This window comes from Streptomyces sp. NPDC050806 (assembly GCF_055586425.1).
Genome location: NZ_JBVJIF010000011.1, coordinates 129125 through 153890, shown reverse-complemented (window position 1 = coordinate 153890; position 24766 = coordinate 129125). Strand labels below are relative to the sequence as shown.

At 71.8% G+C, this 24766-nt stretch carries 21 protein-coding genes; 11 read left to right on the top strand and 10 right to left on the bottom strand.

Annotated features, from left to right (window positions below):
- Window positions 1-130 precede the first annotated feature (130 nt).
- From ACZ6WH_RS32360 to ACZ6WH_RS32340, 5 genes are all read left to right on the top strand, one after another.
- Complete coding sequence (locus ACZ6WH_RS32360) at window positions 131-1492, top strand: ABC transporter substrate-binding protein (RefSeq protein WP_469732913.1); 1362 nt, start codon at window positions 131-133, stop codon at window positions 1490-1492.
- The gene (locus ACZ6WH_RS32355) at window positions 1489-2367 is read left to right on the top strand and encodes a carbohydrate ABC transporter permease (RefSeq protein WP_469732911.1); all 879 of its coding nucleotides are present in this window, start codon (window positions 1489-1491) and stop codon (window positions 2365-2367) included. Before ACZ6WH_RS32360 ends, ACZ6WH_RS32355 begins: the two co-directional genes overlap by 4 nt.
- A gap of 12 nt (window positions 2368-2379) precedes the next feature.
- Window positions 2380-3219: a carbohydrate ABC transporter permease gene (locus ACZ6WH_RS32350; protein ID WP_432864715.1), complete on the top strand. Its 840-nt coding sequence runs from the start codon at window positions 2380-2382 to the stop codon at window positions 3217-3219.
- Between the two features lie 75 nt (window positions 3220-3294).
- Window positions 3295-3768 (top strand): RICIN domain-containing protein, encoded by a 474-nt coding sequence (locus tag ACZ6WH_RS32345; protein ID WP_469732909.1) that lies wholly within the window; start codon window positions 3295-3297, stop codon window positions 3766-3768.
- Window positions 3769-3967: 199 nt separating this feature from the next.
- Window positions 3968-4666, top strand: a complete 699-nt coding sequence (locus tag ACZ6WH_RS32340) for a helix-turn-helix domain-containing protein (RefSeq protein WP_469732907.1) — start codon at window positions 3968-3970, stop codon at window positions 4664-4666.
- A gap of 44 nt (window positions 4667-4710) precedes the next feature.
- Here the strand turns inward: ACZ6WH_RS32340 and ACZ6WH_RS32335 are convergent, their stop codons facing one another.
- On the bottom strand, window positions 4711-5736 hold the full coding sequence (locus ACZ6WH_RS32335) for an ATP-dependent 6-phosphofructokinase (RefSeq protein ID WP_361555814.1): 1026 nt from the start codon (window positions 5734-5736) through the stop codon (window positions 4711-4713).
- A gap of 278 nt (window positions 5737-6014) precedes the next feature.
- Here ACZ6WH_RS32335 and pta point away from each other — a divergent pair, with 278 nt between their 5' ends.
- The 3 genes from pta (at window position 6015) to pyk (ending at window position 10891) form a co-directional block, all read left to right on the top strand.
- On the top strand, window positions 6015-8105 hold the full coding sequence (pta, locus tag ACZ6WH_RS32330; protein ID WP_469732904.1) for a phosphate acetyltransferase: 2091 nt from the start codon (window positions 6015-6017) through the stop codon (window positions 8103-8105).
- Window positions 8106-8160: 55 nt separating this feature from the next.
- Window positions 8161-9402: an acetate kinase gene (locus ACZ6WH_RS32325; RefSeq protein ID WP_469732902.1), complete on the top strand. Its 1242-nt coding sequence runs from the start codon at window positions 8161-8163 to the stop codon at window positions 9400-9402.
- 61 nt (window positions 9403-9463) lie between these two features.
- Entirely contained in the window at window positions 9464-10891 is a 1428-nt protein-coding gene (gene pyk, locus ACZ6WH_RS32320) for a pyruvate kinase (protein ID WP_469732900.1), read from the top strand.
- A 114-nt stretch (window positions 10892-11005) separates the two neighbouring features.
- Here pyk and ACZ6WH_RS32315 read toward each other — a convergent pair whose 3' ends face one another.
- The 4 genes from ACZ6WH_RS32315 to ACZ6WH_RS32300 all read right to left on the bottom strand — a co-directional run bounded on the left by ACZ6WH_RS32315 (window position 11006) and on the right by ACZ6WH_RS32300 (window position 15172).
- The gene (locus tag ACZ6WH_RS32315) at window positions 11006-12283 is read right to left on the bottom strand and encodes a hypothetical protein (protein WP_469732898.1); all 1278 of its coding nucleotides are present in this window, start codon (window positions 12281-12283) and stop codon (window positions 11006-11008) included.
- On the bottom strand, window positions 12273-12863 hold the full coding sequence (locus ACZ6WH_RS32310; RefSeq protein ID WP_469732896.1) for a DUF6114 domain-containing protein: 591 nt from the start codon (window positions 12861-12863) through the stop codon (window positions 12273-12275). The genes ACZ6WH_RS32315 and ACZ6WH_RS32310 overlap by 11 nt, the downstream gene beginning before the upstream one ends.
- A gap of 141 nt (window positions 12864-13004) precedes the next feature.
- Complete coding sequence (locus tag ACZ6WH_RS32305) at window positions 13005-13622, bottom strand: DUF6230 family protein (protein WP_361555796.1); 618 nt, start codon at window positions 13620-13622, stop codon at window positions 13005-13007.
- A 581-nt stretch (window positions 13623-14203) separates the two neighbouring features.
- On the bottom strand, window positions 14204-15172 hold the full coding sequence (locus tag ACZ6WH_RS32300) for a tetratricopeptide repeat protein (protein ID WP_469732894.1): 969 nt from the start codon (window positions 15170-15172) through the stop codon (window positions 14204-14206).
- Between the two features lie 408 nt (window positions 15173-15580).
- Here ACZ6WH_RS32300 and ACZ6WH_RS32295 point away from each other — a divergent pair, with 408 nt between their 5' ends.
- Entirely contained in the window at window positions 15581-16258 is a 678-nt protein-coding gene (locus ACZ6WH_RS32295; RefSeq protein ID WP_432858905.1) for a TetR/AcrR family transcriptional regulator, read from the top strand.
- A gap of 55 nt (window positions 16259-16313) precedes the next feature.
- On the opposite strand, the gene ACZ6WH_RS32290 is transcribed toward ACZ6WH_RS32295, so the two are convergent.
- On the bottom strand, window positions 16314-17318 hold the full coding sequence (locus ACZ6WH_RS32290) for a GDP-mannose 4,6-dehydratase (RefSeq protein ID WP_469732892.1): 1005 nt from the start codon (window positions 17316-17318) through the stop codon (window positions 16314-16316).
- The gene (locus ACZ6WH_RS32285) at window positions 17315-18481 is read right to left on the bottom strand and encodes a UDP-N-acetylglucosamine--N-acetylmuramyl-(pentapeptide) pyrophosphoryl-undecaprenol N-acetylglucosamine transferase (RefSeq protein ID WP_469732890.1); all 1167 of its coding nucleotides are present in this window, start codon (window positions 18479-18481) and stop codon (window positions 17315-17317) included. Before ACZ6WH_RS32285 ends, ACZ6WH_RS32290 begins: the two co-directional genes overlap by 4 nt.
- A gap of 63 nt (window positions 18482-18544) precedes the next feature.
- Here ACZ6WH_RS32285 and ACZ6WH_RS32280 point away from each other — a divergent pair, with 63 nt between their 5' ends.
- Together ACZ6WH_RS32280 and ACZ6WH_RS32275 are read left to right on the top strand one after the other, a co-directional pair.
- Window positions 18545-19270, top strand: a complete 726-nt coding sequence (locus ACZ6WH_RS32280) for a response regulator transcription factor (protein ID WP_469732888.1) — start codon at window positions 18545-18547, stop codon at window positions 19268-19270.
- Window positions 19267-20694 carry a sensor histidine kinase gene (locus ACZ6WH_RS32275; protein ID WP_469732886.1) on the top strand — a complete coding sequence of 476 codons (1428 nt, stop codon included), beginning with the start codon at window positions 19267-19269 and terminating at the stop codon, window positions 20692-20694. The genes ACZ6WH_RS32280 and ACZ6WH_RS32275 overlap by 4 nt, the downstream gene beginning before the upstream one ends.
- 7 nt (window positions 20695-20701) lie before the next feature.
- Here ACZ6WH_RS32275 and ACZ6WH_RS32270 read toward each other — a convergent pair whose 3' ends face one another.
- From ACZ6WH_RS32270 to ACZ6WH_RS32260, 3 genes are all read right to left on the bottom strand, one after another.
- The gene (locus ACZ6WH_RS32270; protein WP_469732885.1) at window positions 20702-21808 is read right to left on the bottom strand and encodes an alpha/beta fold hydrolase; all 1107 of its coding nucleotides are present in this window, start codon (window positions 21806-21808) and stop codon (window positions 20702-20704) included.
- A gap of 112 nt (window positions 21809-21920) precedes the next feature.
- Window positions 21921-23621, bottom strand: coding sequence for an acyl-CoA mutase large subunit family protein (locus ACZ6WH_RS32265; RefSeq protein WP_432858893.1), 1701 nt, complete (start codon window positions 23619-23621; stop codon window positions 21921-21923).
- A gap of 75 nt (window positions 23622-23696) precedes the next feature.
- Window positions 23697-24761 carry an acyl-CoA dehydrogenase family protein gene (locus ACZ6WH_RS32260; protein ID WP_469732882.1) on the bottom strand — a complete coding sequence of 355 codons (1065 nt, stop codon included), beginning with the start codon at window positions 24759-24761 and terminating at the stop codon, window positions 23697-23699.
- Between the last annotated feature and the right edge of the window lie 5 nt (window positions 24762-24766).

Genomic DNA, 24766 nt, shown 5'->3' with positions numbered 1-24766 from the left:
TCACGGAACAACGCCCGCCCGGCGCACGGGCATTGACCAGCCACGGAACGCCGCCTTACGTTCACCGGGCAGCCAACGAGGGCGGCCGGCCGGAGCCGCCAGTGCCGGATGGCTCGTAGGAGGTCGTGCCGTGCCCCGCCCCAGCACTCCCCTGCTGCTCACCGCAGCCGCCCTGCTCGCCGCTTCCACCCTGACCGCCTGCGGAGGCGGCTCCGGGAGCGACCCGGACGTCGTGAAGGTCTCGTTCAAACAGTCCACGGACAACAAGATCCGCCAGATGGACACGTACCTGGCGGGGATCAAGAAGGAGTTCGAGCAGGCGCACCCGGGCAAGAAGGTGAAGCTGGTGCCGATCAAGGCACCGGACTCCGAGTACTACACGAAGCTGCAGCAGATGCTGCGTTCGCCCAGGACGGCGCCCGACCTGGTCTACGAGGACACCTTCCTCATCAACTCCGACATCACCAGCGGCTATCTGAAGCCCCTCGACCCCTACCTCGACAAGTGGCGGGACTGGGGGCAGTTCATCGACACCGCGAAGACCGCGGCCAAGGGCGAGGACGGCAAGACGTACGGCGTGCCGGACGGCACCGACACCCGCGGCCTGTGGTTCAGCAAGGACATCTTCAAGAAGGCGGGCCTGCCGGCGGACTGGCAGCCCGAGAACTGGGACGACGTCCTCGAAACCGCCCGCACCATCAAGAAGAAGGTGCCCGGCGTCATCCCGCTGAACGTCTACACCGGCAAGCCCGCCGGCGAGATGTCCGCGATGCAGGGCTTCGAGATGCTGCTCTACGGCACGGGCGAGGACCCGCTGTACGACCCGGGCGAGAAGAAGTGGGTCACCGGCAGCGAGGGCTTCAAGGACGCCCTGAAGTTCGTGGAGACCGTCTACAAGGAGAAGCTCGGCCCGGACGTCTCCGACGCGCTCGACCCGAACATCGGCACCCGCACCCGCGGCGAGCTGCTGCCCGAGGGCAAGCTCGCCATCAACCTCGACGGCTCCTGGCTGCCGCAGGACTGGATCAAGGGCTCGGGCCACGAATGGCCGGAGTGGGCACAGGAGTTGGGCCTGGCGCACATGCCCACGCAGAACGGCGGGGCGCCCGGGAAGGTGAGCATGTCCGGCGGCTGGACATGGGCCGTCCCGGCCAAGGCGGCCAACCCCGACCTGGCTTTTGAGTTCATCAAGACGATGCAGACCAAGCAGAACGCGCGGAAGTGGTACATCGCCAACTCCGGCATCGCGGTCCGCAAGGACGTCGCCGAGGACCCCGCGTACGTGAAGGCGCAGCCCGGCATCAAGTTCTTCACGGACCTGGTCGCGCACACCCACTACCGGCCCGCCTATCCCGCGTACCCGAAGGTCTCCACCGCGATCCAGGAGGCCATGGAAGGCGTCACGACGGGCGACGCCTCGGTGGCGGAGGCGGCGAGGACCTACGACGAGGAGCTGGACTCGATCACGAACGGCGCAGTGATCAAGAAGTGAGCACCCTTGGTACGCGCCCGCGCCGCACCCTGGCCCGGGCGCTGCCGGTGACCCCCGGCGTCGCCCTGCTGCTGCTCTTCCTCGCGGGACCGATCGGCTACTGCGGCTACCTCGCCTTCACCGACCTGCAGTTGACCGGCCAGGCGGAGTCGTCCTTCGTCGGCCTGGACAACTTCGCCGAGGCCTTCGGCGACAAGGACTTCCTCAACGCCGTCTGGCTGACGCTGGTCTTCACGGTCGTCTCGTCCCTGATCGGCCAGAACACCCTGGGCCTGACGCTCGCGGCCCTGATGCAGCGCGCCTCCGGGCCGGTGCGCACGCTCACCGGTGGCATCGTGGTGACGGCCTGGGTGCTCCCGGAGGTCGTGGCGGGCTTTCTGCTCTACGCCTTCTTCCGCCGCGAGGGCACCCTGAACGCGGTGCTCGACTGGCTGCACCTGCCGGCCCAGAACTGGCTCTACACGCTGCCGATCCTGGCAGTGTCCTTCGCCAACGTCTGGCGCGGCACGGCCTTCTCGATGCTGGTCTACTCGGCGGCCCTGAACGAGATCCCCAAGGAGATCACCGAGGCCGCGCAGGTCGACGGCGCGAGCGGCCGGCGCCGGATGTGGCACATCACGCTCCCGATGATCCGCCGCTCCATCGGCACCAACCTGATGCTCAACACCCTCCAGACCCTCTCGGTCTTCGGCCTGATCTGGGTGATGACCCGCGGCGGCCCCGGCAACCGCAGCCAGACGCTCCCCCTGTACATGTACGAGCAGGCCTTCCAGAACAGCATGATCGGCTACGCGACGGCGGTGGCCCTGCTCCTGCTCCTGGTCGGCTCCCTCTTCTCCCTCGTCTACATGCGCCTGCTGCGCACGGAGGTCTGAGTGCCCCGCTCCGTGACCCGCACCCCGGCCTTCCGCCGCGCCACCCGCCGGCTGTCGGCGGACGCCGCGCTGCTGGTGGTCGCGGCGGCCTTCGTCCTGCCCCTGGCCTGGGTGGTCCTCTCGTCCGTCGACGCGCGGGCCGACCTGCGGGCGAAGATCCCCGACGAGTTCACCTTCGGCAACTTCGACGCGGTGCTCGTCCCCGACGTGACCTTCACCCCGCTCCTCAACAGCCTGATCCTGTGCGGCGGAGCGACCCTCCTGACGATCGTCTGCGCGGCCCTGGCGGCCTACCCGCTGTCCCGCTACCGCTCCCGTACGGGCAGTGCTTTCCTGGCCACGATCCTCTTCGCCACCTGCCTGCCGATCACGGCGATCATGGTTCCGGTGTACGCGCTGTTCGTCCAGGTCGAGCTGATCGACACCATGCACGGCACGATCCTGTTCTTCGCGGCATCCCAACTCCCGTTCGCCGTATGGCTCATGAAGAACTTCATGGACGGCGTGCCGAAGGAGCTGGAGGAGGCGGCCTGGACCGACGGCGCCTCGCCCATGCAGTCCCTGCTCCGCGTCGTCCTGCCCCTGATGGGTCCGGGCATCGCGGTCGTGACCGTCTACTCCTTCGTCATGATGTGGGGCAACTTCTTCGTCCCCTTCATGCTGCTGCTCGACCCCGGACAGATGCCCGCCTCGGTGAGCATCAACGACTTCTTCGGCAACCGCGGGACCGTGGTCTACGGCCAGCTCGCGGCCTTCTCCCTCATCTACTCCACGCCGGTCCTGGTCCTGTACGTCCTCATCGCCCGCCGACTCGGCGCCGGCTTCGCGCTGGGCGGGGCGGTGAAGGGGTAGCCGAAAGGTCTCTGGCCGGTGCGCGGCGCGCGGCCTACCGTGCGCGGTAGCCATGACGCCGCAAGGAGGTCCGCCATGTCCAGCGCTCCCTCCGCACCGTCCGCAGCCCTGCCGTCCCGCGCCCGCGTCGTCGCCGTGCACAGCGGCAAGGTCGTGTGCGTGAGCGAGGCGTCCACCGCCGACGGTGCCCACGTGATCCAGTTCTCGCGCGGCGCGCACGACAACGACAAGTTCTCCCTCGAACCCGTCGGCGACGGCTCCCACCGGCTCGTGGCCAAGCACAGCGGCAAGGTGCTGAGCATCGCGGACGCCTCGCCGAAGGAGGGCGCGGGCCTGGTCCAGTGGCGGGCGGTCGGCTCCCCGAACGAGAAGTTCCGGTTCGAGCCCCGGCCCGGCGGCGTCCACCGCATCGCCGTGGAACACAGCGGCCTGTACCTCGGCGTCGAGGGCGGCGCCACGGGCAACGGCGCCCGCCTCATCCAGTGGCCGCGCGAGGAGGTGGACCACCAGCTGTTCCGGCTGGAGCCGCTCGTCGACGCCGACTGGTGACGGGCGCGGCCCCGGCTGAGCGAGCGCTCAGTCAATCGCCATGTTTGGCTGAGAATCCTCTCGCATATCGCTCACGGTCCGTGAGAAAATCACCCACCGTTACAAGATCACTCTCTGCAATCCGTATATTGCTACGAGTTTTCGAAGCAAAGAGCAGAACTACCCGCGTAGACATATCCCGGTCATTTACGGTGTGGCCGTGCACACGCCAGACAGGGGCGAGCGCCGCCCACCCTTCGACGCCCAGGCAGCCAAGCGCATGCGCGAGGCTCTCGGCATGACGCCCGCGCACGTTGCGTACGGAATCAACGCCGCCTACGGAAAACCGATTCAGCCACGGATGATCGCCGCGTGGGAGCGGGGCGAGGGCTCGCCGACGGAGAGCGAGCTGAACGCGCTCGCCGGCGCCCTGTGGTGCGCGCCCGGCGATCTGCTCGGCACCCCCGACACCCTGCGCGAGTACCGCATCGCCCGGGGCATCGCCGCCGACGACCTCGCGCTGCGCATCGGGATGGAGATTCCGGCGTACGAGCGGATGGAGGCCACCGGCCAGTGGCAGGGCAACGACCGGCAGGCCGCGGCCCTCAGGACCGAGCTGGACCTCCCGCTGCCCGCACTGGTCCGGCTGACCGGCCGCGACCGGCAGCTGGCGGAGATGCTGCGCAACGCGGCGACCACGCGCTGGCAGGCGTACACCCGGCCGGTGTGCAAGCTGCTGGGACTGCCGAAGCCGGCGGTGCAGAAGGCGCTGGAGTTCCTGTTCGAGGAGTACCACCGCCGGATGGCCGGGACCCTGGGCTGGGGCGGCGGCGTGGAGTCCGCCGCGGAGTCCAGCGACGCGGGCCGGGGCTTCCTGGCCGACGTCCTCGCCCACTTCTGGGAACAGGTCGGGGAGTGACGGCCAACGCCCGGGCCGTACGGCCCGGGCGTTGGCCGGTGGGATCAGAAGACCGACTCGGCCTCGTGCATGCGGTCGGCCGGGACGGTCTTGAGGTGGGTGACCGCCTCGGCGAGCGGCACCATCGTGATGTCTGTGCCGCGCAGCGCCGTCATCCGGCCGAAGTCGCCGCGGTGCGCGGCCTCGACGGCGTGCCAGCCGAAGCGGGTGGCGAGCACGCGGTCGTACGCGGTGGGGGTGCCGCCGCGCTGGACGTGGCCGAGGATGACCGGGCGGGCCTCCTTGCCGAGCCGGTTCTCCAGCTCGACGGCGAGCTTGGTGCCGATGCCCTGGAAGCGCTCGTGACCGAACTGGTCGATCTCGCCCTTGGCGTAGTCCATCGTGCCCTCGGCGGGGTGCGCGCCCTCGGCGACGCAGACGACGGCGAACTTCTTGCCCCGGGCGAAGCGCTCCTCGACCATCTTGACCAGGTCGTTCACGTCGAAGGGGCGCTCGGGCAGGCAGATGCCGTGGGCGCCGCCGGCCATGCCGGACTCCAGGGCGATCCAGCCCGCGTGGCGGCCCATGACCTCCACGACCATGACGCGCTGGTGCGACTCGGCGGTGGTCTTCAGGCGGTCGATGGCCTCGGTCGCGACGCCGACGGCCGTGTCGAAGCCGAAGGTGCGGTCGGTGGAGGAGATGTCGTTGTCGATGGTCTTCGGCACACCGACCACCGGCAGCCCCGCGTCGGCGAGCATCCGGGCCGCGGTGAGCGTGCCCTCGCCGCCGATCGGGATGAGCACGTCGATGCCGTACTCCTTCGACATGTCCTTGGCGTCCTCGCAGGCCTGGCGCAGCCGCGCGCGCTCCAGGCGGGAGGAGCCGAGGATGGTGCCGCCGCGGGCGAGGATGCCGCCGACGGCGTCGAGGTCGAGCTTGCGGTAACGGCCGTCGAGCAGACCCTTGAAGCCGTCCTCGAAGCCGATGACCTCGTCGTCGTGGCCCGTGACGGCGCGGTGCACCACAGAGCGGATCACGGCGTTGAGGCCGGGGCAGTCGCCGCCCGCGGTCAGGACTCCGATACGCATCGTGCTGAGTCTCCTGTGCTCGATGTTGGTTCTGGTGAGCCGGTGCGATTGTTTCACGGGCCGGTGACCGGTGACCTCACGCGCCTCGGGTACTCCGTCCTCGGGTACCCGGCACAGGAGCCCTCACCCGCCTCGCGCACCCGCCTTCGCCCACCGGCGCCGACCATGGACACTGGAGAAGGCGGCTTATCCACTGGCGCAGGTATTGTCAAGGGGGGCAAGGCCACCATAACGGGTAATTTTTCCCGGTGAGCAACGGAAAAGGACGGAGATCGCGCGTGACGCGGAGCGTGTACGTGACCGGCATCGGTCGCGGCGACGGACGCCAGGTGATCGAGCTGGGGGTCATGGAACTGCTGACCCGCCATGTGGACCGGGTCGGCGTCTTCCGGCCGCTCGTGCACGACGACGGCCCCGACCGGCTCTTCGACCTGCTGCGGTCGCGGTACCGCCTCACCCAGCCGGCCGACACGGTCTACGGCATCGGCTACGAGGAGGCGAGCGCCCTCCAGGCCGAGCGGGGCACCGACGAGCTGGTCTCCCGGCTGGTGGAACGCTTCCACGAGGTGGCCAGGGAGTACGACTACGTCCTGGTGCTGGGCACGGACTACGCCGACACCAGCCTGCCGGACGAGCTGAGCCTGAACGCGCGGCTGGCGAACGAGTTCGGCGCCTCGGTGCTGCCGGTCGTCGCGGGCCGCGACCAGGAGCCGGAGTCGGTGCGGGACGAGGCGCGCAACGCCTACCGCGCCTTCGAGTCCATGAGCTGCGACGTGGTCGCCGTCGTCGTGAACCGGGTCGCCCCCGACGACCGCGCCGCGGTCGTGGAGCAGCTGGCCGGGCACCTGCCGGTCCCCTGCTACGCGCTCCCCGAGGACGGCTCGCTCTCCGCGCCGACCGTCTCCCAGATCGTGCACACGCTCGACGGCGAGGTGCTGCTCGGCGACGACTCCGGGATGGCCAGGGACGCGAAGGACTTCGTCTTCGGCGGCGCCATGCTGCCGACGTTCCTCAAGGCGCTGACCGACGGCGCCCTCGTGGTCGCGCCCGGCGACCGCGCCGACCTGATCATCGGGGCGCTCGCGGCGCACAGCGCGAGCGCCCCGCCCATCGCGGGCGTGCTGCTCACCCTGGGCGAGCGCCCGGGCCCGGACATCATGGCGCTGGCCGCCCGGCTGGCGCCCGGTACGCCGGTGATATCCGTGCCGGGCGGGTCCTTCCCGACGGCCGGCGAGCTGTTCGAGATCGAGGGCAAGCTGAGCGCCGCCTCGCCGCGCAAGGCCGAGACCGCGCTGGGCCTCTTCGAGCGGCATGTGGACACCGTCGAGCTGACCAAGCGCATCTCGGTCCTGAAGTCCGACCGGGTCACGCCGATGATGTTCGAGCACGAGCTGATCGAGCGGTCCCGCTCCGGGCGCCGCCGGGTCGTGCTGCCGGAGGGCACCGAGGAGCGCGTGCTGCGCGCCGCCGACGTGCTGATCCGCCGGGACGTGTGCGACCTGACGCTGCTGGGCGAGGAGGACGCCATCCGCAAGCGGGCGGCCGACCTCTCCATCGAGCTGGGCGACGCGCAGATCATCGACCCGCAGACCGCGCCGGTGCGCGAACGCTTCGCCGAGCGGTACGCGGAGCTGCGCGCCCACAAGGGCGTGACGTACGAGCTGGCGTACGACGTGGTCGCGGACGTCTCCTACTTCGGCACGCTGATGGTGCAGGAGGGCCTGGCCGACGGCATGGTGTCCGGCGCCGTGCACTCCACCGCCGCCACCATCCGCCCCGCCTTCGAGGTCATCAAGACCAAGCCGGACGCGCAGATCGTCTCGTCCGTCTTCTTCATGTGCCTGGCCGACCGGGTGCTGGTCTACGGCGACTGCGCGGTCAACCCGGACCCGAACGCCGAGCAGCTGGCCGACATCGCCATCCAGTCCGCCGCCACCGCCGCCCAGTTCGGCGTCGAGCCGCGGATCGCGATGCTGTCGTACTCCACCGGCACCTCCGGCTCCGGCGCGGACGTGGACAAGGTACGCAAGGCCACCGAGCTGGTCCGCGAGCGCCGCCCCGACCTGCTGGTCGAGGGCCCGATCCAGTACGACGCGGCCGTCGACGCCGACGTCGCCCGCACCAAGCTGCCGGACTCCGAGGTCGCGGGCCGGGCCACCGTGCTGGTCTTCCCGGACCTGAACACCGGCAACAACACCTACAAGGCCGTGCAGCGGTCGGCCGGCGCGGTCGCCGTCGGCCCGGTGCTGCAGGGCCTGCGCAAGCCGGTCAACGACCTCTCGCGCGGCGCCCTGGTCCAGGACATCGTCAACACCGTCGCCATCACGGCGATCCAGGCCCAGGGCGGCGCCTCCGCCACCGACCGCTGAGCCGCCCGCCCCCACCCCATCGCCCCTCCCGCATCCCGACCCGAAAGCTTTCTCCATGACTGCCGATGCCACCCGAGTCCTCGTCCTGAACTCCGGATCCTCCTCGCTGAAGTACCAGCTGCTGGACATGAACGGGGGCACCCGGCTGGCGGTGGGGCTGGTCGAGCGGATCGGCGAGCCGGCCTCGCGGCTGGTGCACACCCCGCTGGCCACCGGTGGGGATGGGCCCCTCCTCGCCGAAGGCGGGCGAGGAGGGCGCGAGCGCCGGGAGCGGATGGCCGATCACGACGCCGCGCTGAAGGCCGTCGCCGACGAGCTGGCCGCCGACGGGCTGGGCCTGGACTCCCCCGAGCTGGCCGCGATCGGCCACCGGGTGGTGCACGGCGGGCTGAAGCTCACCGAGCCGACCGTGATCGACGACGCGGTGCTCCAGGAGATCGAACGGCTGGTGCCGGTGGCCCCGCTGCACAACCCGGCGAACCTCACCGGCATCCGAACGGCCCAGCGGCTCCGCCCGGACCTGCCGCAGGTGGCCGTGTTCGACACCGCCTTCCACTCGACGATGCCGGAGTACGCGGCCCGGTACGCCCTGGACGTGGAGACCGCCGACGCGCACCGCGTGCGCCGGTACGGCTTCCACGGCACCTCGCACGCGTACGTCTCCCGCGAGACCGCCAAGCTGCTGGGCAAGGACCCGTCCGAGGTCAACGTCATCGTGCTGCACCTGGGCAACGGCGCCTCCGCCTCGGCGGTGGCCGGCGGCCGGTGCGTGGACACCTCCATGGGCCTGACGCCGCTGGAGGGCCTGGTCATGGGCACCCGCTCCGGCGACATCGACCCGGCGGTCATCTTCCACCTGGAGCGCAACGCCGGGCTGTCCAGCGACGAGATCGACGAGCTGCTCAACAAGAAGAGCGGCCTGCTGGGGCTCTGCGGCGACAACGACATGCGGGAGATCCGGCGGCGGATCGACGAGGGGGACAAGCAGGCGGCCCTCGCGTTCGACGTGTACATACACCGGCTGCGGAAGTACATCGGCGCCTACACCGCGGTGCTGGGCCGGGTCGACGCGGTGGCCTTCACCGCGGGCGTCGGCGAGAACTCCGCTCCGGTGCGCGAGGCCGCGGTGCTCGGCCTGGAGGGGATGGGGCTCGCGGTGGACGCGCGGCTGAACGCCGAGCGGTCCGGCGAGGCACGCGTCATCTCGCCCGAGTACGCCCGGGTCGCGGTGGCCGTGGTGCCGACCGATGAGGAGCTGGAGATCGCCAACCAGACATACGCACTGGTCAGCGCCTAATTTTCGGCGCTTCCGCCAGGTGGAATATTCCGCTCTGAAACAAACCGATAGGATTCAGCCCATGCGCCGTTCGAAAATCGTCTGCACCCTGGGCCCTGCCGTTGACTCCTTCGACCAGCTGAAGACGCTGATCGAAGCCGGCATGAACGTGGCCCGTTTCAACATGAGCCATGGCACCCACGCGGAGCACGAGGAGCGGTACCACCGCCTCCGCAAGGCCGCCGAGGAGACCGGCCGGGCCATCGGCGTCCTCGCCGACCTCCAGGGCCCGAAGATCCGCCTGGAGACCTTCGCCGACGGACCGGTGGAGCTGGTGCGCGGTGACGAGTTCGTCATCACCACCGAGGACGTCCCCGGCGACCGCACCATCTGCGGCACCACCTACAAGGGCCTGCCCGGCGACGTCTCCAAGGGCGACCCGGTCCTGATCAACGACGGCAACGTCGCCCTCCAGGTCGTCGAGGTCGACGGCCCGCGAGTGCGCTGCATCGTCATCGAGGGCGGGGTCATCTCCGACCACAAGGGCATCAACCTGCCCGGCGCCGCGGTCAACGTCCCGGCACTGTCCGAGAAGGACATCGAGGACCTGAAGTTCGCGCTGAACATGGGCTGCGACATGGTGGCCCTGTCCTTCGTGCGGGACGCCAAGGACGTCCAGGACGTACACCGCGTCATGGACGAGGTCGGCCGCCGGGTGCCGGTCATCGCCAAGGTGGAGAAGCCGCAGGCGGTCGCCAACATGGAAGAGGTCGTCGCGTCCTTCGACGGCGTCATGGTGGCCCGCGGTGACCTGGCGGTGGAGTACCCGCTGGAGAAGGTCCCGATGGTGCAGAAGCGCCTGGTGGAGATGTGCCGGCGGAACGCCAAGCCGGTGATCGTGGCGACCCAGATGATGGAGTCGATGATCACCAACTCCCGGCCGACCCGCGCCGAGGCGTCCGACGTCGCCAACGCGATCCTGGACGGCGCGGACGCGGTCATGCTCTCCGCCGAGTCCTCGGTCGGCCAGTACCCGATCCAGACCGTCAAGACGATGTCGAAGATCGTCGAGGCGGCCGAGGAGGAGCTGCTCTCCAAGGGCCTGCAGCCGCTGGTCCCGGGCAAGAAACCGCGTACGCAGGGCGGCGCCGTGGCCCGCGCCGCCGCCGAGATGGCCGACTTCCTCAACGGCAAGGCGCTGGTGGCCTTCACCAAGTCCGGTGACACCGCCCGCCGCCTGTCCCGCTATCGCGCGGTGCAGCCGATCCTGGCCTTCACCACCGACGAGTCCACCCGCAACCAGCTCTCGCTGAGCTGGGGCGTGGAGACCTTCGTCGTGGAGCACGTCAACACCACGGACGCCATGGTCGACCTGGTCGACTCCGAGCTGCTGAAGCTCAAGCGGTACAACGCCGGCGACACCATGATCATCACGGCCGGTTCGCCCCCCGGCGTCCCCGGCACCACCAACATGGTCCGGGTGCACGGCCTGGGCGGCGAGCGCGGCTGACGCTCCCCGTACGTACGCGAAGGCCCCGCTCCTCCGAGGAGGAGCGGGGCCTTCGCGGTGCGGCTCCCGGACGGGACTGCGGCGGGCCGGGCGGGCCCGGACGGCGGCGGTGCCTCAGGTCATGTACTGGTGCAGGCCCGGGACGTGCAGGTTGCCGCCGAACTGGCCCGCCTGGTCGAGCTCCACCTTGGTGAAGTAGGCGAACGGGGTGTTGATCGGCGGCGGGTGCTCCGCGTCGAACACGATCGGGATCAGCCCGAAGAGGTTGCCCTGCAGGCGCTCGGTGTACATCGTCACCTTGCCGCCGCGGAAGGTGGACGTGGAGCCCTTGCGCGCCTCGACGTGGTACTTCTTCCCCGACGTCGGGTCGTCCACCGTCTGGTGCAGATCGCCGATGTCCACGCTGTCCGCGGTGAACTTCAGGACCTGCTTGGTGTTGCCGTTCTGGGTGGTGACGTTGACGACGCCCTCGTAGTCCAGGCCGCGCAGGGTGAGCGCGGAGGACGTCAGATGCCAGGGCTTGTCGGGCAGGGTGACGGGGGTCTGCTCGTCCTTGCCCTTCTGCTTGTTCTCGGTGACGCAGGGGTAGCCCTTCTTGCCGTTGGCGTCCTTGCCGTCCAGACCGCCGCCGGGCAGGGCGTTGTCCGCCATGCCCACGGCGCCGTGGACGGTGTCGCCGACGGTCTTCGAGCCGCCCTTGAGGGAGTCACCGGCCTTGCCGAGACCGTCGGTGACGCCCTTGACGGTGTCCTCGACGGGCTTGGTGGCCTTCTCGGTGCCCGCGTCCCCGGTGTCCTTCGTGGACTCCTCGGGCGCGGTGTCCTCGGAGGCCGACGGGGTCGGGCTCGGCGACTCGGTGGACTTCTCGTCGGACTTGTCGCCGCCCAGCAGGCCGCCGAGCGCGTCACCGACGCCGCCCAGCAGGCCGCCGTCCTTCTCCTCCTCGGGGGAGGCGGACGGCGAGGGCGTCGCGGAGTCCGACGACTCGTCGCCGTCCGGGGTGGCGGACGGCTCGGGCTTCTTGTCCTCGTCCGTGCCGGAGGGCGAGGCGGAGGGCTTCGCGGACGGCTCGGCGGTGTCCTTGCCGTCCTTCTTGTCCTTGTCCTTCGCCTTGGCGTCGTCCTCGGCCTTGGCGTCCTGCTCCTCCACCTTGTCCGGGGCGGTCACGCACGGACCGTCCCGGAAAGGGCTCTCCGGGGGCTTGGGCTTGGCCATGGCCAGCTGGGGCGTGAGCCCCATGCCCATGAGCACGGCGGAGGGCATGGCGGCAATGGCGATCGCCTTGCCGGCCGGCACGTGCAACCGCGTCAGCAGCGGCTTCCTCGGCGCCGCATGCCGCCCGGATCTCGCCCCGGCGGCTGCGCCCTCGTCGTGCAGCTCATCACCCGGCACGGTGCCTCCCGTTCGTCCCGTTGGTCGGGCTCTTACCTGACAGGTCGTCCAGTACGCCGCGCGAACCGCCCGCTCCGGCCGCCGCGGGCCGCCCGCCGCCGAACGCGTCGAACCCGTCGCCGGCGCCGTCGTCCGCACGCCCGCGGGGACCGTCGGTGTCCTCGGCGGCCTCGGCCCTGCCCGGCTTGCCGGGGGCCCAGGAGACCGCCAGCGCACCGCCGATCAGCCCCAGCAGGAAGCCGACCAGGAAGGCGCCGAAGTTGGAGACGACCAGGGACACCAGCGACAGCAGGATCGCCGCGACACCGGCGAAGACCCGTGAAGCGGGCTGGAACCACATGGTCAGACCGAGTACGACCAGCAGCACGCCGATGATCAGCGAGCCGGCGCCCGCCGTCGTCGCCATGCGCACGGTCAGGGAACCGATCGTGAGGTTCGCGTAAGGGATGTACATGATCGGGATGCCGGCCAGCAGGGTCAGCAGCCCCGCCCAGTACGGGCGTTGTCCTCGCCAAGCCCGGAAGGAACGGCGCTGCCGGCCGATTGTCTCGCTCAGCCGTGGTCGCGTGTCGGCGCTCATCTCGTACAGCTCCTCGGGACTGGCAATTCGGTGGTACGTGAGCTGGTGGTGCTGGGTGCTGTCCGAAGGACCGGCGCACGGGCACAGGGATACGGCTCAGGAGCCCGGTATCGGCTCCCCCGTGCCCGCACGCTCAGTGCGTCAGTAGCACTCGTTCTTGCCCTTGGAGACCTTCATCTTCAGGCCGCTGAGCTTGAACGTGCCGGCCGTGGTCGCCCAGGCCGTCTGCTTGACACCGGTCAGGGTGGCCGTGTCGGCCTCCTGGGCGAACGAACCGGGGTCCGTCTTGTCGCCCTTCTTGATACCGGGGCCCTTGGTCGACGAACCCGCGGCAACACCAATGTTGATGTTGTTGAAGGTCGCGTCCGCCTCGAGCTGGTCCAGGTCGATGTAGAGGTTCTTCGCCTCGACCGGCGTGTCACCGCCGCCCGCCTGGAGCTTCATCGACACGTCACCGAAGACCGGGACGGGCACGACGACGGACTGGCACAGGTTCTTGATCTTGGCGTTGGAGAACGCCGAGACCGCCACCGGGATCTGCTTGCCGCCCTTCTGGGCGTCAACGGCTCCGTACTGAACGAAGCCTTGGCCGTCCAGGCGGTCGGTGGCCACCTTGAACTGCTGGCCGGACACGCTGAACGACGCCGCCAGCGCACCCTGCGAAAGGGCCACGCCGATCGCTGCCGTCGCAGCGACGCTCGGCACCATGACGACGGCGAACCGCTTCCATCTGGTCCCGCCACGAGCCAGGGACTCCATGACTTTCCTCCTTCTCGGACGTACATCTCCGGCGCCGGCCGCCCGGTCATGGATACGGCCGCACCTGGGATGGGAGAAGTGCTACGTCCTCGGGAAGGAGAGCGCCGCTTCGGAGGACTTGCGTTTCCGAACCACCGGCGATCACCCCCGAGCGACAACCACTGGCCACGCTCTCGCGCAACCTCTCTGGACAGGCTCCGCCGGGACGGCGAAGACCCCCCTGCCCTCGACCGGCGCCACTGCCGCCGGCCCACTCGGTGGGGACCCACCTCCCGCGTGCCTCCCGGCCGGCTGCCGGACTGCTGGGTGATGGACCGAGCTTGGCTGATCGTGGTGCATTCTCAGCCGCCGCACAAGGGGCTCGTTACCTACCAGTAACAGAGAAATGATCCACCGCGTACCGAGCGAGATCATCCAGGTACACAGGGTCGCCCTTGACGCGGAAGAAACATCCGCAAATTACGCCCAAAACACGCCAAGCCATCCCAGCGCTCTTACTCCAAGTAACAGCGGCCACGTTTACCAAGTTTTGGTAAAACGTGGCCGCTGTTCCGTTTGAGGAGGGAGTACTTGGCGAGCCGTCAGAACAGGACGCGGGCCAGCGCGGTGCGCGCGCTCACGACGCGCGGATCCTCGCCGCCGATGACCTCGAAGAGCTCCAGCAGCCGCAGCCGTGCGGCCTCGCGGTCGTCGCCCGCGGTGCGCTTCACGACGTCGACCAGCCGCCCGAAGGCGTCCTCGACGTGCCCGCCGACCAGGTCGAGGTCGGCGGCCCGGATCTGGGCCCGCACATCGGCGGGGCTGTCGGCCGCCTCCTTGCGCACGGCCTGCGGGTCGAGGTCCTGCACCCGGTTCAGCAGCTCGGCCTGCGCGAGACCCAGCTTGGCCTCCTCGTTGGCCGGCTCGTCGGAGAGCACGTTCTTGTACGCCTGGATGGCACCGGCCAGGTCGCCGGAGTCCAGCGCCCGGGTCGCGGCCTCCAGCAGGGCGTCGTACGGACCGGCCGGCACGGGCGCCTCGACGGGCTCCTCGTCGCCCTGCGCCGCCGGGTCGACGGGCGCGCCGACGATGCCGAACTGCTGCTCGGCGGCCTGGACCAGCTGGTCCAGCACCTGCCGGATCTGCGCCTCCGGGGCCGCGCCCTGGAACAGCGGGATCGGCTGGCCGGCGACGACGGCGAACACCGCCGGGATGCCCTGCACACCGAACTGCTGGAAGAGGGCCTGGTTGCTGTCTACGTCGATCTTGGCGAGCACGAACTTGCCGGCGTACTCCCCCGCCAGGCGCTCCAGCAGCGGACCCAGCTGCTTGCACGGCTCGCACCACTCGGCCCAGAAGTCGATGACGACCGGCACTTCATTGGAGCGCTGCAGGATCTCCTGCTGGAACCCCGCCTCGTCGACATCGACCACGAGCCGGCCGGCCGCCGGAGCGCGACCGGTGCGCGCGGCCTCGGCGCGCGCCTGTTCCGCCTTCTGCTTCGCTTCCCCGGCCGCCTTCACCGCGGCGAGGTCGACCACTCCACTCATGGACATATTGCGTGGCTGCATGGTCCCATCCTCCCCCCTGAGCGGGCCGTTCCGGAAAGCGGTGCGGAAAATCCAGGGCCCCCATGGCCCTGGACCCCGCGGTGCGAGCTCCGCACCCGGCCGCGCGTCCCGCCGGATTGCCTGAAGCGGGCCGGGAACAGAGCTCTGTGGTGGTCCCGAGGAGGACCGGTCTGTGGGCACGGCCCCCGTGGAGGGCCCTGCATGTGCGGCCCCTGCCGGAGCCGGTCACGGCCCCGAGGAAGGGCCGTCCTGCGGCGGCCGGGGTCCCCACCCGCGGCCAGTGTGGCGTCGCTCTTTCGCTACGAGTCGTAGCGTAACTCTCCGGTCCCCCGCCGCCGCAAGCGCGCGGGCCCGCCGCGTCCGTGATCTGCCTCACCCGCCGCACGGTGCGCGCGCCTACCGGCCGGTATGGTCAGCCGCATGCAGTGCTCTTCCCCCGGCCCCCGCAAGGGGCGCGCCCGCCCCACCGGCCGCACGGGACGCCCGCGCAGCGCCGAGGCCGACGCCGCGATCCTGGACGCCACCCGCGCCGCGCTCGTCGAGCTGGGCTGGGGGAAGCTGACGATGGGCGACGTGGCGGCGCGCGCCGGGGTCGCCAAGACGACCCTGTACCGCCGCTGGGCGAGCAAGAACGAACTGGTCGTCGACGCCGTCGCGGTCCTCTTCGACGAGCTCGAACTGCCCGACCGGGGCTGTCTGAAGAACGACATCGAGGGCGTGGTGCTGCAGTTCGCCGCGCTGCTCGCCCGCCCCGAGACCAAGACGGCCCTGATGGCGGTGGTCGCCGAGTCCACCACGGACGACGCGCTGCGCAACCGCATCCGCTCGGCCGTCGTGGACCGCCAGAAGCGGCTGGTGGTGCAGGGCCGGGAGCGCGCCCAGCGGCGCGGTGAGCTGCCGAAGGACGCCGGCGGCCCCGAGGGCGCGGCGGCCGCGGCGCGCAGCGTGGACATGATCTTCGACGTGATCGCGGGCGCCGTGGTGCACCGCGCCCTGGTCAGCGGCGAACCGGTCGACGCGGCCTGGGCCGCCCGCTTCACCACCCTGCTGCTCGGTGGCCTGGGCGGCCTGGAGAGCGAGGACTGACCGCGCACCGCCCGCCGGCCTCCGGTGCCGCGGCCCGGCACCGGAGCGGGCGTGCTCAGACCTGGTACCGGTCCGCCGCGAACCGGTGCAGATGCCCGCCCACCCAGTCCGACGTACGCCGCAGCCCGACCTTCAGCGGCACCCGCGGCTGCCAGCCGGACAGCTCCCGGGCCCGCGCGTTGTCCGACAGCAGCCGCTCCACCTCACTGCCGGCGGGCCGCAGCCGCGCCCGGTCCACGACGACCTCCGCCTCCCGGCCCGAGGCCGCCATCAGCTCCTCCACGAGCTGCCCGATGGAGATCTCCTGCCCGGTGCCGAGGTTGACCACCTCGCCCACCGCCCGGTCGCACTCCGCCATCGCGAGGAACCCCTCGGCGGTGTCCGTGACATAGGTGAAGTCCCGGGTCGGGGTCAGCGAGCCCAGCTTGATCCGCCGGGCGCCGGAGTGCAGCTGCGCGAGGATCGCCGGGATCACCGCGCGCGCCGACTGCCGCGGCCCGTAGGTGTTGAACGGGCGCACCACGGTCACCGGCAGCTCGAAGGCGTGCCAGTGGGAGAGCGCCAGCATGTCGGCGCCGATCTTGGAGGCGGAGTACGGGGACTGCGGCTGCAGCGGGTGGTTCTCGCCGATGGGTACGGTGCGCGCCGTGCCGTACACCTCGCTGGTGGAGGTGTGCACCAGCCGCCGCACGCCGTGCAGCCGGGCGGCCTCGCACACGTTCTCCGTACCGACCACGTTGGTCTGCACGTAGGCGCCCGGCGAGTCGTAGCTGTACGGGATGCCGATCAGCGCGGCGAGGTGGAAGACCGTGTCGCAGCCGGCCACCGCGTCCCGCACCCGGCCCGCGTCCCGCACGTCCCCCGCCATCATCTCCACGGGGCCGTCCGGCCGCAGGTACCGGGCCAGATGGCCCTTCTCCGCGTACGGCTTGTAGTGGACGAGCGCCCGGACCCGGGCGCCCCGCTCGACGAGCAGGTCGACGAGCGTGGAGCCGATGAATCCCTCGGCTCCGGTGACGAGGACCCGGCGGCCCTCCCAGGGGTTGTGCTGCGTGCTCATGCGTACTCCTTCGAAGAGGCGGGACACGTGGTGGCGGTGGTGCGGCCGGCCAGCCGGAGGACCTTCGCGGCCAGCAGGTCGGCGGCGCGGGCGTGGTCGCCCGGACCGGCGGCGGCGCCCATCGCCGCCAGCCGCGCCGGGTCGTCCAGCAGCGGGCCGACGACGGCGTCGAGCCGCTCGGCGGTGGTCTCGGCGTCCGGCAGCAGCAGCCCGGCCCCGGCGTCGGACAGCACCCGCGCGTTGTGCGTCTGGTGGTCGCCCGGGGCGTGCGGATACGGGACGAGGACGGCCGGCATGCCGATCGTGGCCAGCTCCGCGACGGTCGCCGAGCCGGCCCGGCACACCACCAGGTCGGCGGCGGCGTACGCGAGATCCATCCGGTCCAGGTACGGGACCGCTTCGGCGACCGCGGCCCCGCCCTCGGCGGCCAGCCGCTCCCGCGCCGCGTCCAGCGCCGCCGGCCCCGTCTTGATCAGCAGCCGCAGGTCCGCGCGGTGGCGGTACCGGGCGGCCAGCCCGAGGGCCGCCTCGGTGAGCCGGGCCGCGCCCAGGCTGCCGCCGTTGACCAGCAGCAGCCGGGCCCCGTCCGGGACGCCCAGCGCCCGGCGGGCCGGGCCGCGCAGCGCCGCCCTGTCCAGCCCCGCCAGCGGCCCGGAGAGCGGCATGCCGACCGTCTCGGCCCGCTCCCCGCCCGGCAGAAGCGCCCGGCTGCGGTCGAAGGCGAGGGCGATGTGCGGGGTGAGCCGGGCGGCGAACCTGTTGGCCCGGCCCGGTACCGCGTTGGACTCGTGGATGAGGCTCGGCAGCCCCGCCAGCCGGGCGCCGACGACCACCGGCGCGCTGGGATAGCCGCCCATGCCGACCGCGACCTGCGCGCCCTGCGCCCGCAGGATCGCCCGGCACTGGGCGCCGGACTTCAGCAGGTCGGCGGGGAGCAGAAAGCGGCGGGCGCCCAGCGCCGGATCGAAGGGGATCATGTCGACGGTGTGCAGCCGGTGGCCGGCCCGCGGGATCAGCCGCGTCTCCAGCCCGCGCTCCGTCCCGACGAAGGAGATCACCGCGTCCGGCACGGCGCGGCGCAGCGCGTCGGCGAGGGCGAGTCCGGGATAGATGTGGCCGCCGGTGCCGCCGGCCCCGATGACAACGGAGAGTGGTGTGCGCATGGCCGCCACGCTCGGCGCGCGCCCTAAGAACGTTCTAAGAGCGGCGTTTGGCAGCCTTGGCCCATGCCGCCGACCGGATCACCCCCGCCGCCCCCGCACACAGACCCGCCCGCGCCCCGCGTCCTGGTCGTCGACGACGACGCCGAGGTGCGCGCCGCCGTCGAGGACGGCCTGACCGTGGAGGGCTACCGGGTCCGCGGCGCGGCCGACGGGCTGGCCGCGCTCAGCGCCGTCGCGGAGTGGCAGCCGGACGCGCTCGTGCTGGACGTGATGATGCCCGTCCTGGACGGCCTCGCCGTCTGCCGGCGGCTGCGGGCGCTGGACGACCGTACGCCCATCCTGGTGCTGACCGCCCTGGACTCGGTCAGCGAGCGGGTGGACGGCCTGGACGCCGGTGCCGACGACTACCTCGTCAAGCCCTTCGCGCTGGACGAACTGACCGCCCGGCTGCGGGCCCTGCTCCGCCGCGTCACCCCGGCGGACGCCGGCGCGGCACCGGCCGTCGCCGACCTGGTGCTCGACCCGGCCACCCGGACCGGCCGCCGGGCCGGCCGGCGGCTGGAGTTCAGCCGCACCGAGTGGGCCCTGCTCGACCTGCTCGCGCGCAACCCCGGACAGGTCGTACCGCGCGAGGTGATCCTGGAGCGGGTCTGGGGCCGCGACTTCGGGCCGGACTCCAACTCCCTCGCGGTGTACGTCGGCTACCTGCGCCGCAAGCTGGAGGCGGGCGGCGAACCGCGGCTGCTGCACACCGTGCACGGCATCGGCTACCGGCTGGGCGAGGGATGACCGGCCGGCGCGGCGCGGGCGCACACTGGCGGCGCCGGCGGCCGCTGCGGACCCGGCTGGCGCTGGCCGCCTCCGCGGCCGTCGCGCTGGTCGCGGTCGGCGTGTGCAGCGCCGCCTTCGTCATCATCCGGTACGCAATGGGCCACCAGCTGGAGCTGAACCTCACCCAGTCGGCGACGCTGGTCATGCAGCAGAACCGGGACACCGGGCCGGGCACCGTGGCCGCCGAGTGCCGCTACCTGTCGGCCCCCGCCTGCTCCCAGATCGTCCCCGCCGACCCCGCGGCCGACCCGTCCGGGACGTACGCGCTGCCGGTCACCGACGCCGCCCGCGAGGTCGCGGCCGGGCGGCGCGCCCCGTACTTCAGCGCCGTCACCGTGCACGGCCACCCCGCCCGGATGCTCGTACAGCACTTCAAGGACGGCACGGCGGTGCAGGTGACGCTGCGCGCGGACACCGTGGAGAAGGGGGTGCGGCAGGCCGCCGGGATGCTCGCGGCGGTGGGCGGCGCGGGCGTGCTGCTGGCCGCCGCGCTCGGCTACTGGGTCTCCCGCACGGGCCTGTCGCCCGTCGCCCGGCTGACCGCGGCGGCCGAACGGATCGCCGCCACCCGCGACGCCGCCCACCGCATCGAACTGCCCGCCGGGCCGCCCGGCCGCGAGGACGAGCTGACCCGGCTCGCGGCCAGTTTCAACACCATGCTCGGCGAGCTGGAGCAGTCGGTCGCCGCCCAGCGCCGGCTGGTCGCCGACGCCTCCCACGAGCTGCGCACACCGCTGACGGCGCTCCGGACCAACGCCGAACTCCTCGCCCGCGCCGACCGGCTGACCGACGCCCAGCGCGACCGCGCCTCGGCCGCCCTGGGCCGCCAGCTCCGCGAGGTGACCACGCTGGTCAACGACCTGATCGAGCTGGCGCGCGACGAGGAGCCGCAGCCGCTGGTCGAGCAGGTGCGCGCCGCGGCGCTGCTGGAGCACGCGGTGGCCGCGGCCCGCGGTCACTGGCCGGAGACCGGCTTCACCGTACGGACCGCGCCGGGCACGGAGGCGCTGACGGTGCCGGGCGTCCCCGCCCGGCTCGCCCGCCTGCTGTCGAACCTGCTCGACAACGCCGCCAAGTTCTCACCGCCCGGCGGCCCGGTCGAGGCGGAGCTGACCGCCCCGCCGGGCGCCCTGGAGATCACCATTCGGGACCACGGCCCCGGCATCGCCGACGAGGACCTGCCGCACGTCTTCGACCGCTTCTACCGCGCGCAGGCCGCGCGTACCCTGCCCGGCTCCGGGCTGGGCCTGGCGATGGCCCGGCAGATCGCCCGCGCCCACCACGCCGCGCTCGCCGCGGAACGGGCCCCGGGCGGCGGGGCGCTGTTCCGGCTGCGCTTCCCGCGCGACCGGACGGGGCTCCCGCCGGCCGGGACGGAGTGACGGCCGGTCAGTCGCTCTTCTGCCAGGCACAGCTGCCCAGCGTGGCCCGCCCGCCGGCCACCAGCTTCTCCGCCGTACGGGCCGGCAGCATGCCGCTGTGCCCGTCCCGGCAGACGACCGTGCGGTCGGTGAACCCGGCCAGGTCGACCAGGATCTGGTCCCAGTGCCGGTACTGCACGTCGTGCCCGGAGTCGGCGTACGAGCGGACCAGCGGCTCGCCCGGCAGCTGCCGCTGCCACGTCTTGACGGTGCTGGGCGGCACGGTGGTGTCCTTCTTGCCGCTGTAGAGGACGACCGGAGCCGTCAGCTTCGACAGGTCCGGGCCCGGCCGCTCGCAGTACAGCTTCTGCTCGTGCACCTGCGGTGCCGGGTCCGCCTTCTGGCCGCGCTGGTTGTAGGTCCGCGCGCCCTCCTCGTACGCGGTGTCGGCGAAGCCCGGGATCTTCTTCGTCGGGCTGTCGTCGGGGAACGCCCACCACTTCCGGGGGTCGGCGATCGTCGGGGCCAGCTGCTTGCCCAGCTCCGCGTCGGACAGGCCGCAGTAGTCGGGCTGCTTGCCGTACGGGGGCAGCGCGGCGGCCAGGTGCAGCGCGTCGATGCGCTGCGGGGCGCGGCTCGCGAGCTCCGCGGCGTACGGCCCGCCGCCCGAGATCGCCACCACGGCGGTCTTCCCGACGCCGATCCGGTCCAGGACCTCCAGCGCGTCCTTCGCGAAGTCGGCCTTGCCCAGGTCCTTGTCGTACGCGGTGTCACCGAACCCGTTGCGCTCGACCGAGATCAGCCGCAACCGGAGCGACTCCCGGGTGGAGCGGAAGAAGTCGGTCATGTGCGCCGCCCGCGCGCTGGTGCCCGTACCGCCGATGAACAGCACCGGCCGGCCGTCCCGCGGCCCTTCGTCGATGTAGTGCGCGGTGCGGCCGGTGGACAGCTTCGTGGCCCGCACCTCCGGGCCGAGGGAGTCGAAGTCGTCCTGGATGCGGGCCTCGTGCGCCCGTGCCGCGTGCGGCTCCGGCGCGGGATCGGCGCCGGCGGGGGCGCCGACGACCGCGAAGCCGGCCAGCAGGACGGTGGCGAGGGCTGCGGTGCCGGCAGCGGCGAGAGCGGGTCTCTTCACGTACGTCTCCGGGGGAGGTAGATGGATGCAGACCGCACCCACCTACCCGGACCGCCCGGAAGAACGCCACGGATTCCGTCGTCCGCGCACCGACCGCGCCCGCCGTGCGTGCTCAGAAGCCGGCCGGCTCCGTGTAGACGCCCCATTCGTCCCGCAGCGCGTCGCAGATCTCGCCGAGCGTGGCCTCCGCCCGGACCGCGTCCAGCATCGGCTCGATCATGTTCCCGCCGTCGCGGGCCGCGGCCAGCATGGCGTCCAGGGCCGTGCGCACCGCCGCGTCGTCCCGGGCCGCCTTGCGGTCGGCGAGTACGCGCACCTGCTCGCGCTCCACCTCGTGGCTGACCCGCAGGATCTCCAGGTCGCCGGTGACCGAGCCATGGGCGCAGTTGACGCCGACGACCTTCTTGTCGCCCTTCTCCAGCGCCTGCTGGTACTGGAAGGCGGACTCGGCGATCTCCCCGGTGAACCAGCCGTCCTCGATACCGCGCAGGATGCCGGAGGTGATGGGGCCGATGGGGTGGCGCCCGTCCGGGACCGCCCGCGCGCCCCGCTGCTTGATCTGTTCGAAGATCTTCTCGGCGTCCGCCTCGATCCGGTCCGTCAGCTGCTCGACGTACCAGGAACCGCCCAGCGGGTCGGCGACGTTGGCGACGCCGGTCTCCTCCATCAGCACCTGCTGCGTGCGCAGCGCGATCTCGGCGGCCTGCTCGCTGGGCAGGGCGAGGGTCTCGTCCAGCGCGTTGGTGTGCAGCGAGTTGGTGCCGCCGAGGACGGCGGCGAGGGCCTCCACCGCGGTCCGTACGACGTTGTTGTACGGCTGCTGCGCGGTCAGCGAGACGCCGGCGGTCTGCGTGTGGAACCGCAGCCACTGCGCCTTCTCGCTGGTCGCGCCGTACACATCACGCATCCAGCGGGCCCAGATCCGGCGCGCGGCGCGGAACTTGGCGATCTCCTCGAAGAAGTCCACATGCGCGTCGAAGAAGAAGGACAGACCGGGCGCGAAGGTGTTCACGTCCAGGCCGCGGGAGAGGCCCAGCTCGACGTAGCCGAAGCCGTCGGCGAGGGTGTACGCCAGCTCCTGCGCGGCCGTCGAACCCGCCTCGCGGATGTGGTACCCGGAGACCGAGAGCGGCTTGTACGCGGGGATGTCGCGCGCGCAGTGCTCCATCAGGTCGCCGATCAGCCGCAGGTGCGGCTCGGGCTGGAAGAGCCACTCCTTCTGGGCGATGTACTCCTTGAAGATGTCGGTCTGCAGCGTGCCGTTCAGGACGCCGGGGTCGACGCCCTGCCGCTCGGCCGCGACCAGGTACATGCAGAAGACCGGGACGGCCGGGCCGCTGATCGTCATCGAGGTGGTGACGTCGCCGAGCGGGATGTCCTTGAAGAGGACCTCCATGTCGGCGGCGGAGTCGATGGCGACGCCGCAGTGGCCGACCTCGCCGAGCGACCGCGGGTCGTCGGAGTCGCGCCCCATGAGGGTCGGCATGTCGAAGGCCACGGACAGGCCGCCGCCACCCGCCTTGAGGATCATCTTGTACCGCTCGTTCGTCTGCTCGGCGTTGCCGAAGCCCGCGAACTGGCGGATGGTCCACGTCCGGCCGCGGTAGCCGGTCGGGTACAGGCCGCGCGTGAAGGGGTATTCGCCGGGCCAGCCGATCCGGTCGAAGCCCTCGTAGGCGTCGCCGGGCCGGGGACCGTACACCGGGTCGACGGGGTCGCCCGAGAGCGTGCTGAAGTCCGCGTCGCGCTTGCGTGCGGAGTCGTACCGGGCCTGCCAGCGGCGGCGGCCCTCTTCGATCGCGTCAGCGTCCATGCTTCCAAATTTACTTGGACGTCCTACTAATTGTCGATGGCGAACGGCCGCCGAGCGCCCCACCGGGGCCCGGAATCAGCCGCGCAGTGCCGCCAGGTGCGCTTCCCTGACATCCGCTGTCTGGCCCTGGACCAGCAGGAACATGCCCTCACGAGCGAGCCGCTGGGCCGGCCGGTCCAGGCCGACCGCCCGGCCTCCGCCCGCCACGACAGCGGCCGTGGTCGCCGCCCGCAGCACGTCGTACGCTCGCATCTTCGCGGCCAGCCGGTCGGCGATCCGCTCGGCCGCCGGCACCTCGTCCAGCAGCGCGTACGCATCCTTGCGCACGGCCACCAGCCGCTCGCGCAGCACGCCCGCGGTCCGCACGGCGGCCTCGTCGCCCGAGGCGTCCAGAAGATCCAGCGCGGCCCGGGTGACACCCAGCACCGCCGGATTGACGTTGGTGTTCTTCGGCCGGTCGGCCGCCGCCCACTCCTCGTACGGCTGCCGCAGCGCCACCGCGCCGTCCGGCAGCACCAGACCGTCCAGCTCCAGGCCGACCGTACGGGTACCGAAGAGCGCGGCCAGCTCCAGCGGACCCGTCGCCCGCAGGCCGGGCTGCTCCCGGGCCTCGGTGACGGCGAAGACCACCTCGCCGTCCTCGGTCGCGCCGCCGAGCATCAGGACGTCGTTCAGCCCCCAGCCGGTGTACCAGGGCACCCGGCCGTCGAAGCGCCACCCCGCGTGCTCCCGGGTGACGCGCACCGGCAGCCGCGGGAAGGCGCGCAGGTGGGAGAAGGCGATGCCGGACAGCAGCGTGCCGTCGCACAGCGGGCGCAGCAGCTGCTCGCGGACGGGGGTGCCCCCGGCCGCGGCGACCAAGGTGCCGACCGGCGTGTGGTGCTGGGCCTGGACGAAGAAGGTGGAGCAGCAGGCCCCGGCGAGGATCTCGGCGATCTCCCGGACGACGGGGGCCGGTGCGGCAGCGCCGCCGTACGCGGCCGGCCCTGCGGCACCGAGCACGCCGGAGGCCTTGACCGCGGCGATCGTGGCGGGATCGACACCCTCGCGGTCGGCGCGCTCGGCGGCGGGCGCGAGGGTGTCGGCGGCGAGCCGCCGGGCGGCGGCGACCAGCGGGTGGCCGTCGAGGGGCGTGCTCACGAAGC

What these genes read in the sequence shown, in the direction of transcription:
- ACZ6WH_RS32345 (WP_469732909.1), top strand. Translation starts at nt 3,295, where the DNA reads ATGTCCAGCGCTCCCTCCGCACCGTCCGCAGCCCTGCCGTCCCGCGCC.
- ACZ6WH_RS32335 (WP_361555814.1), bottom strand. Translation starts at nt 5,736, where the DNA reads ATGCGTATCGGAGTCCTGACCGCGGGCGGCGACTGCCCCGGCCTCAAC.
- ACZ6WH_RS32325 (WP_469732902.1), top strand. Translation starts at nt 8,161, where the DNA reads ATGACTGCCGATGCCACCCGAGTCCTCGTCCTGAACTCCGGATCCTCC.
- pyk (WP_469732900.1), top strand. Translation starts at nt 9,464, where the DNA reads ATGCGCCGTTCGAAAATCGTCTGCACCCTGGGCCCTGCCGTTGACTCC.
- ACZ6WH_RS32310 (WP_469732896.1), bottom strand. Translation starts at nt 12,863, where the DNA reads ATGAGCGCCGACACGCGACCACGGCTGAGCGAGACAATCGGCCGGCAG.
- ACZ6WH_RS32305 (WP_361555796.1), bottom strand. Translation starts at nt 13,622, where the DNA reads ATGGAGTCCCTGGCTCGTGGCGGGACCAGATGGAAGCGGTTCGCCGTC.
- ACZ6WH_RS32300 (WP_469732894.1), bottom strand. Translation starts at nt 15,172, where the DNA reads ATGCAGCCACGCAATATGTCCATGAGTGGAGTGGTCGACCTCGCCGCG.
- ACZ6WH_RS32295 (WP_432858905.1), top strand. Translation starts at nt 15,581, where the DNA reads ATGGTCAGCCGCATGCAGTGCTCTTCCCCCGGCCCCCGCAAGGGGCGC.
- ACZ6WH_RS32290 (WP_469732892.1), bottom strand. Translation starts at nt 17,318, where the DNA reads ATGAGCACGCAGCACAACCCCTGGGAGGGCCGCCGGGTCCTCGTCACC.
- ACZ6WH_RS32285 (WP_469732890.1), bottom strand. Translation starts at nt 18,481, where the DNA reads ATGCGCACACCACTCTCCGTTGTCATCGGGGCCGGCGGCACCGGCGGC.
- ACZ6WH_RS32280 (WP_469732888.1), top strand. Translation starts at nt 18,545, where the DNA reads ATGCCGCCGACCGGATCACCCCCGCCGCCCCCGCACACAGACCCGCCC.
- ACZ6WH_RS32275 (WP_469732886.1), top strand. Translation starts at nt 19,267, where the DNA reads ATGACCGGCCGGCGCGGCGCGGGCGCACACTGGCGGCGCCGGCGGCCG.
- ACZ6WH_RS32265 (WP_432858893.1), bottom strand. Translation starts at nt 23,621, where the DNA reads ATGGACGCTGACGCGATCGAAGAGGGCCGCCGCCGCTGGCAGGCCCGG.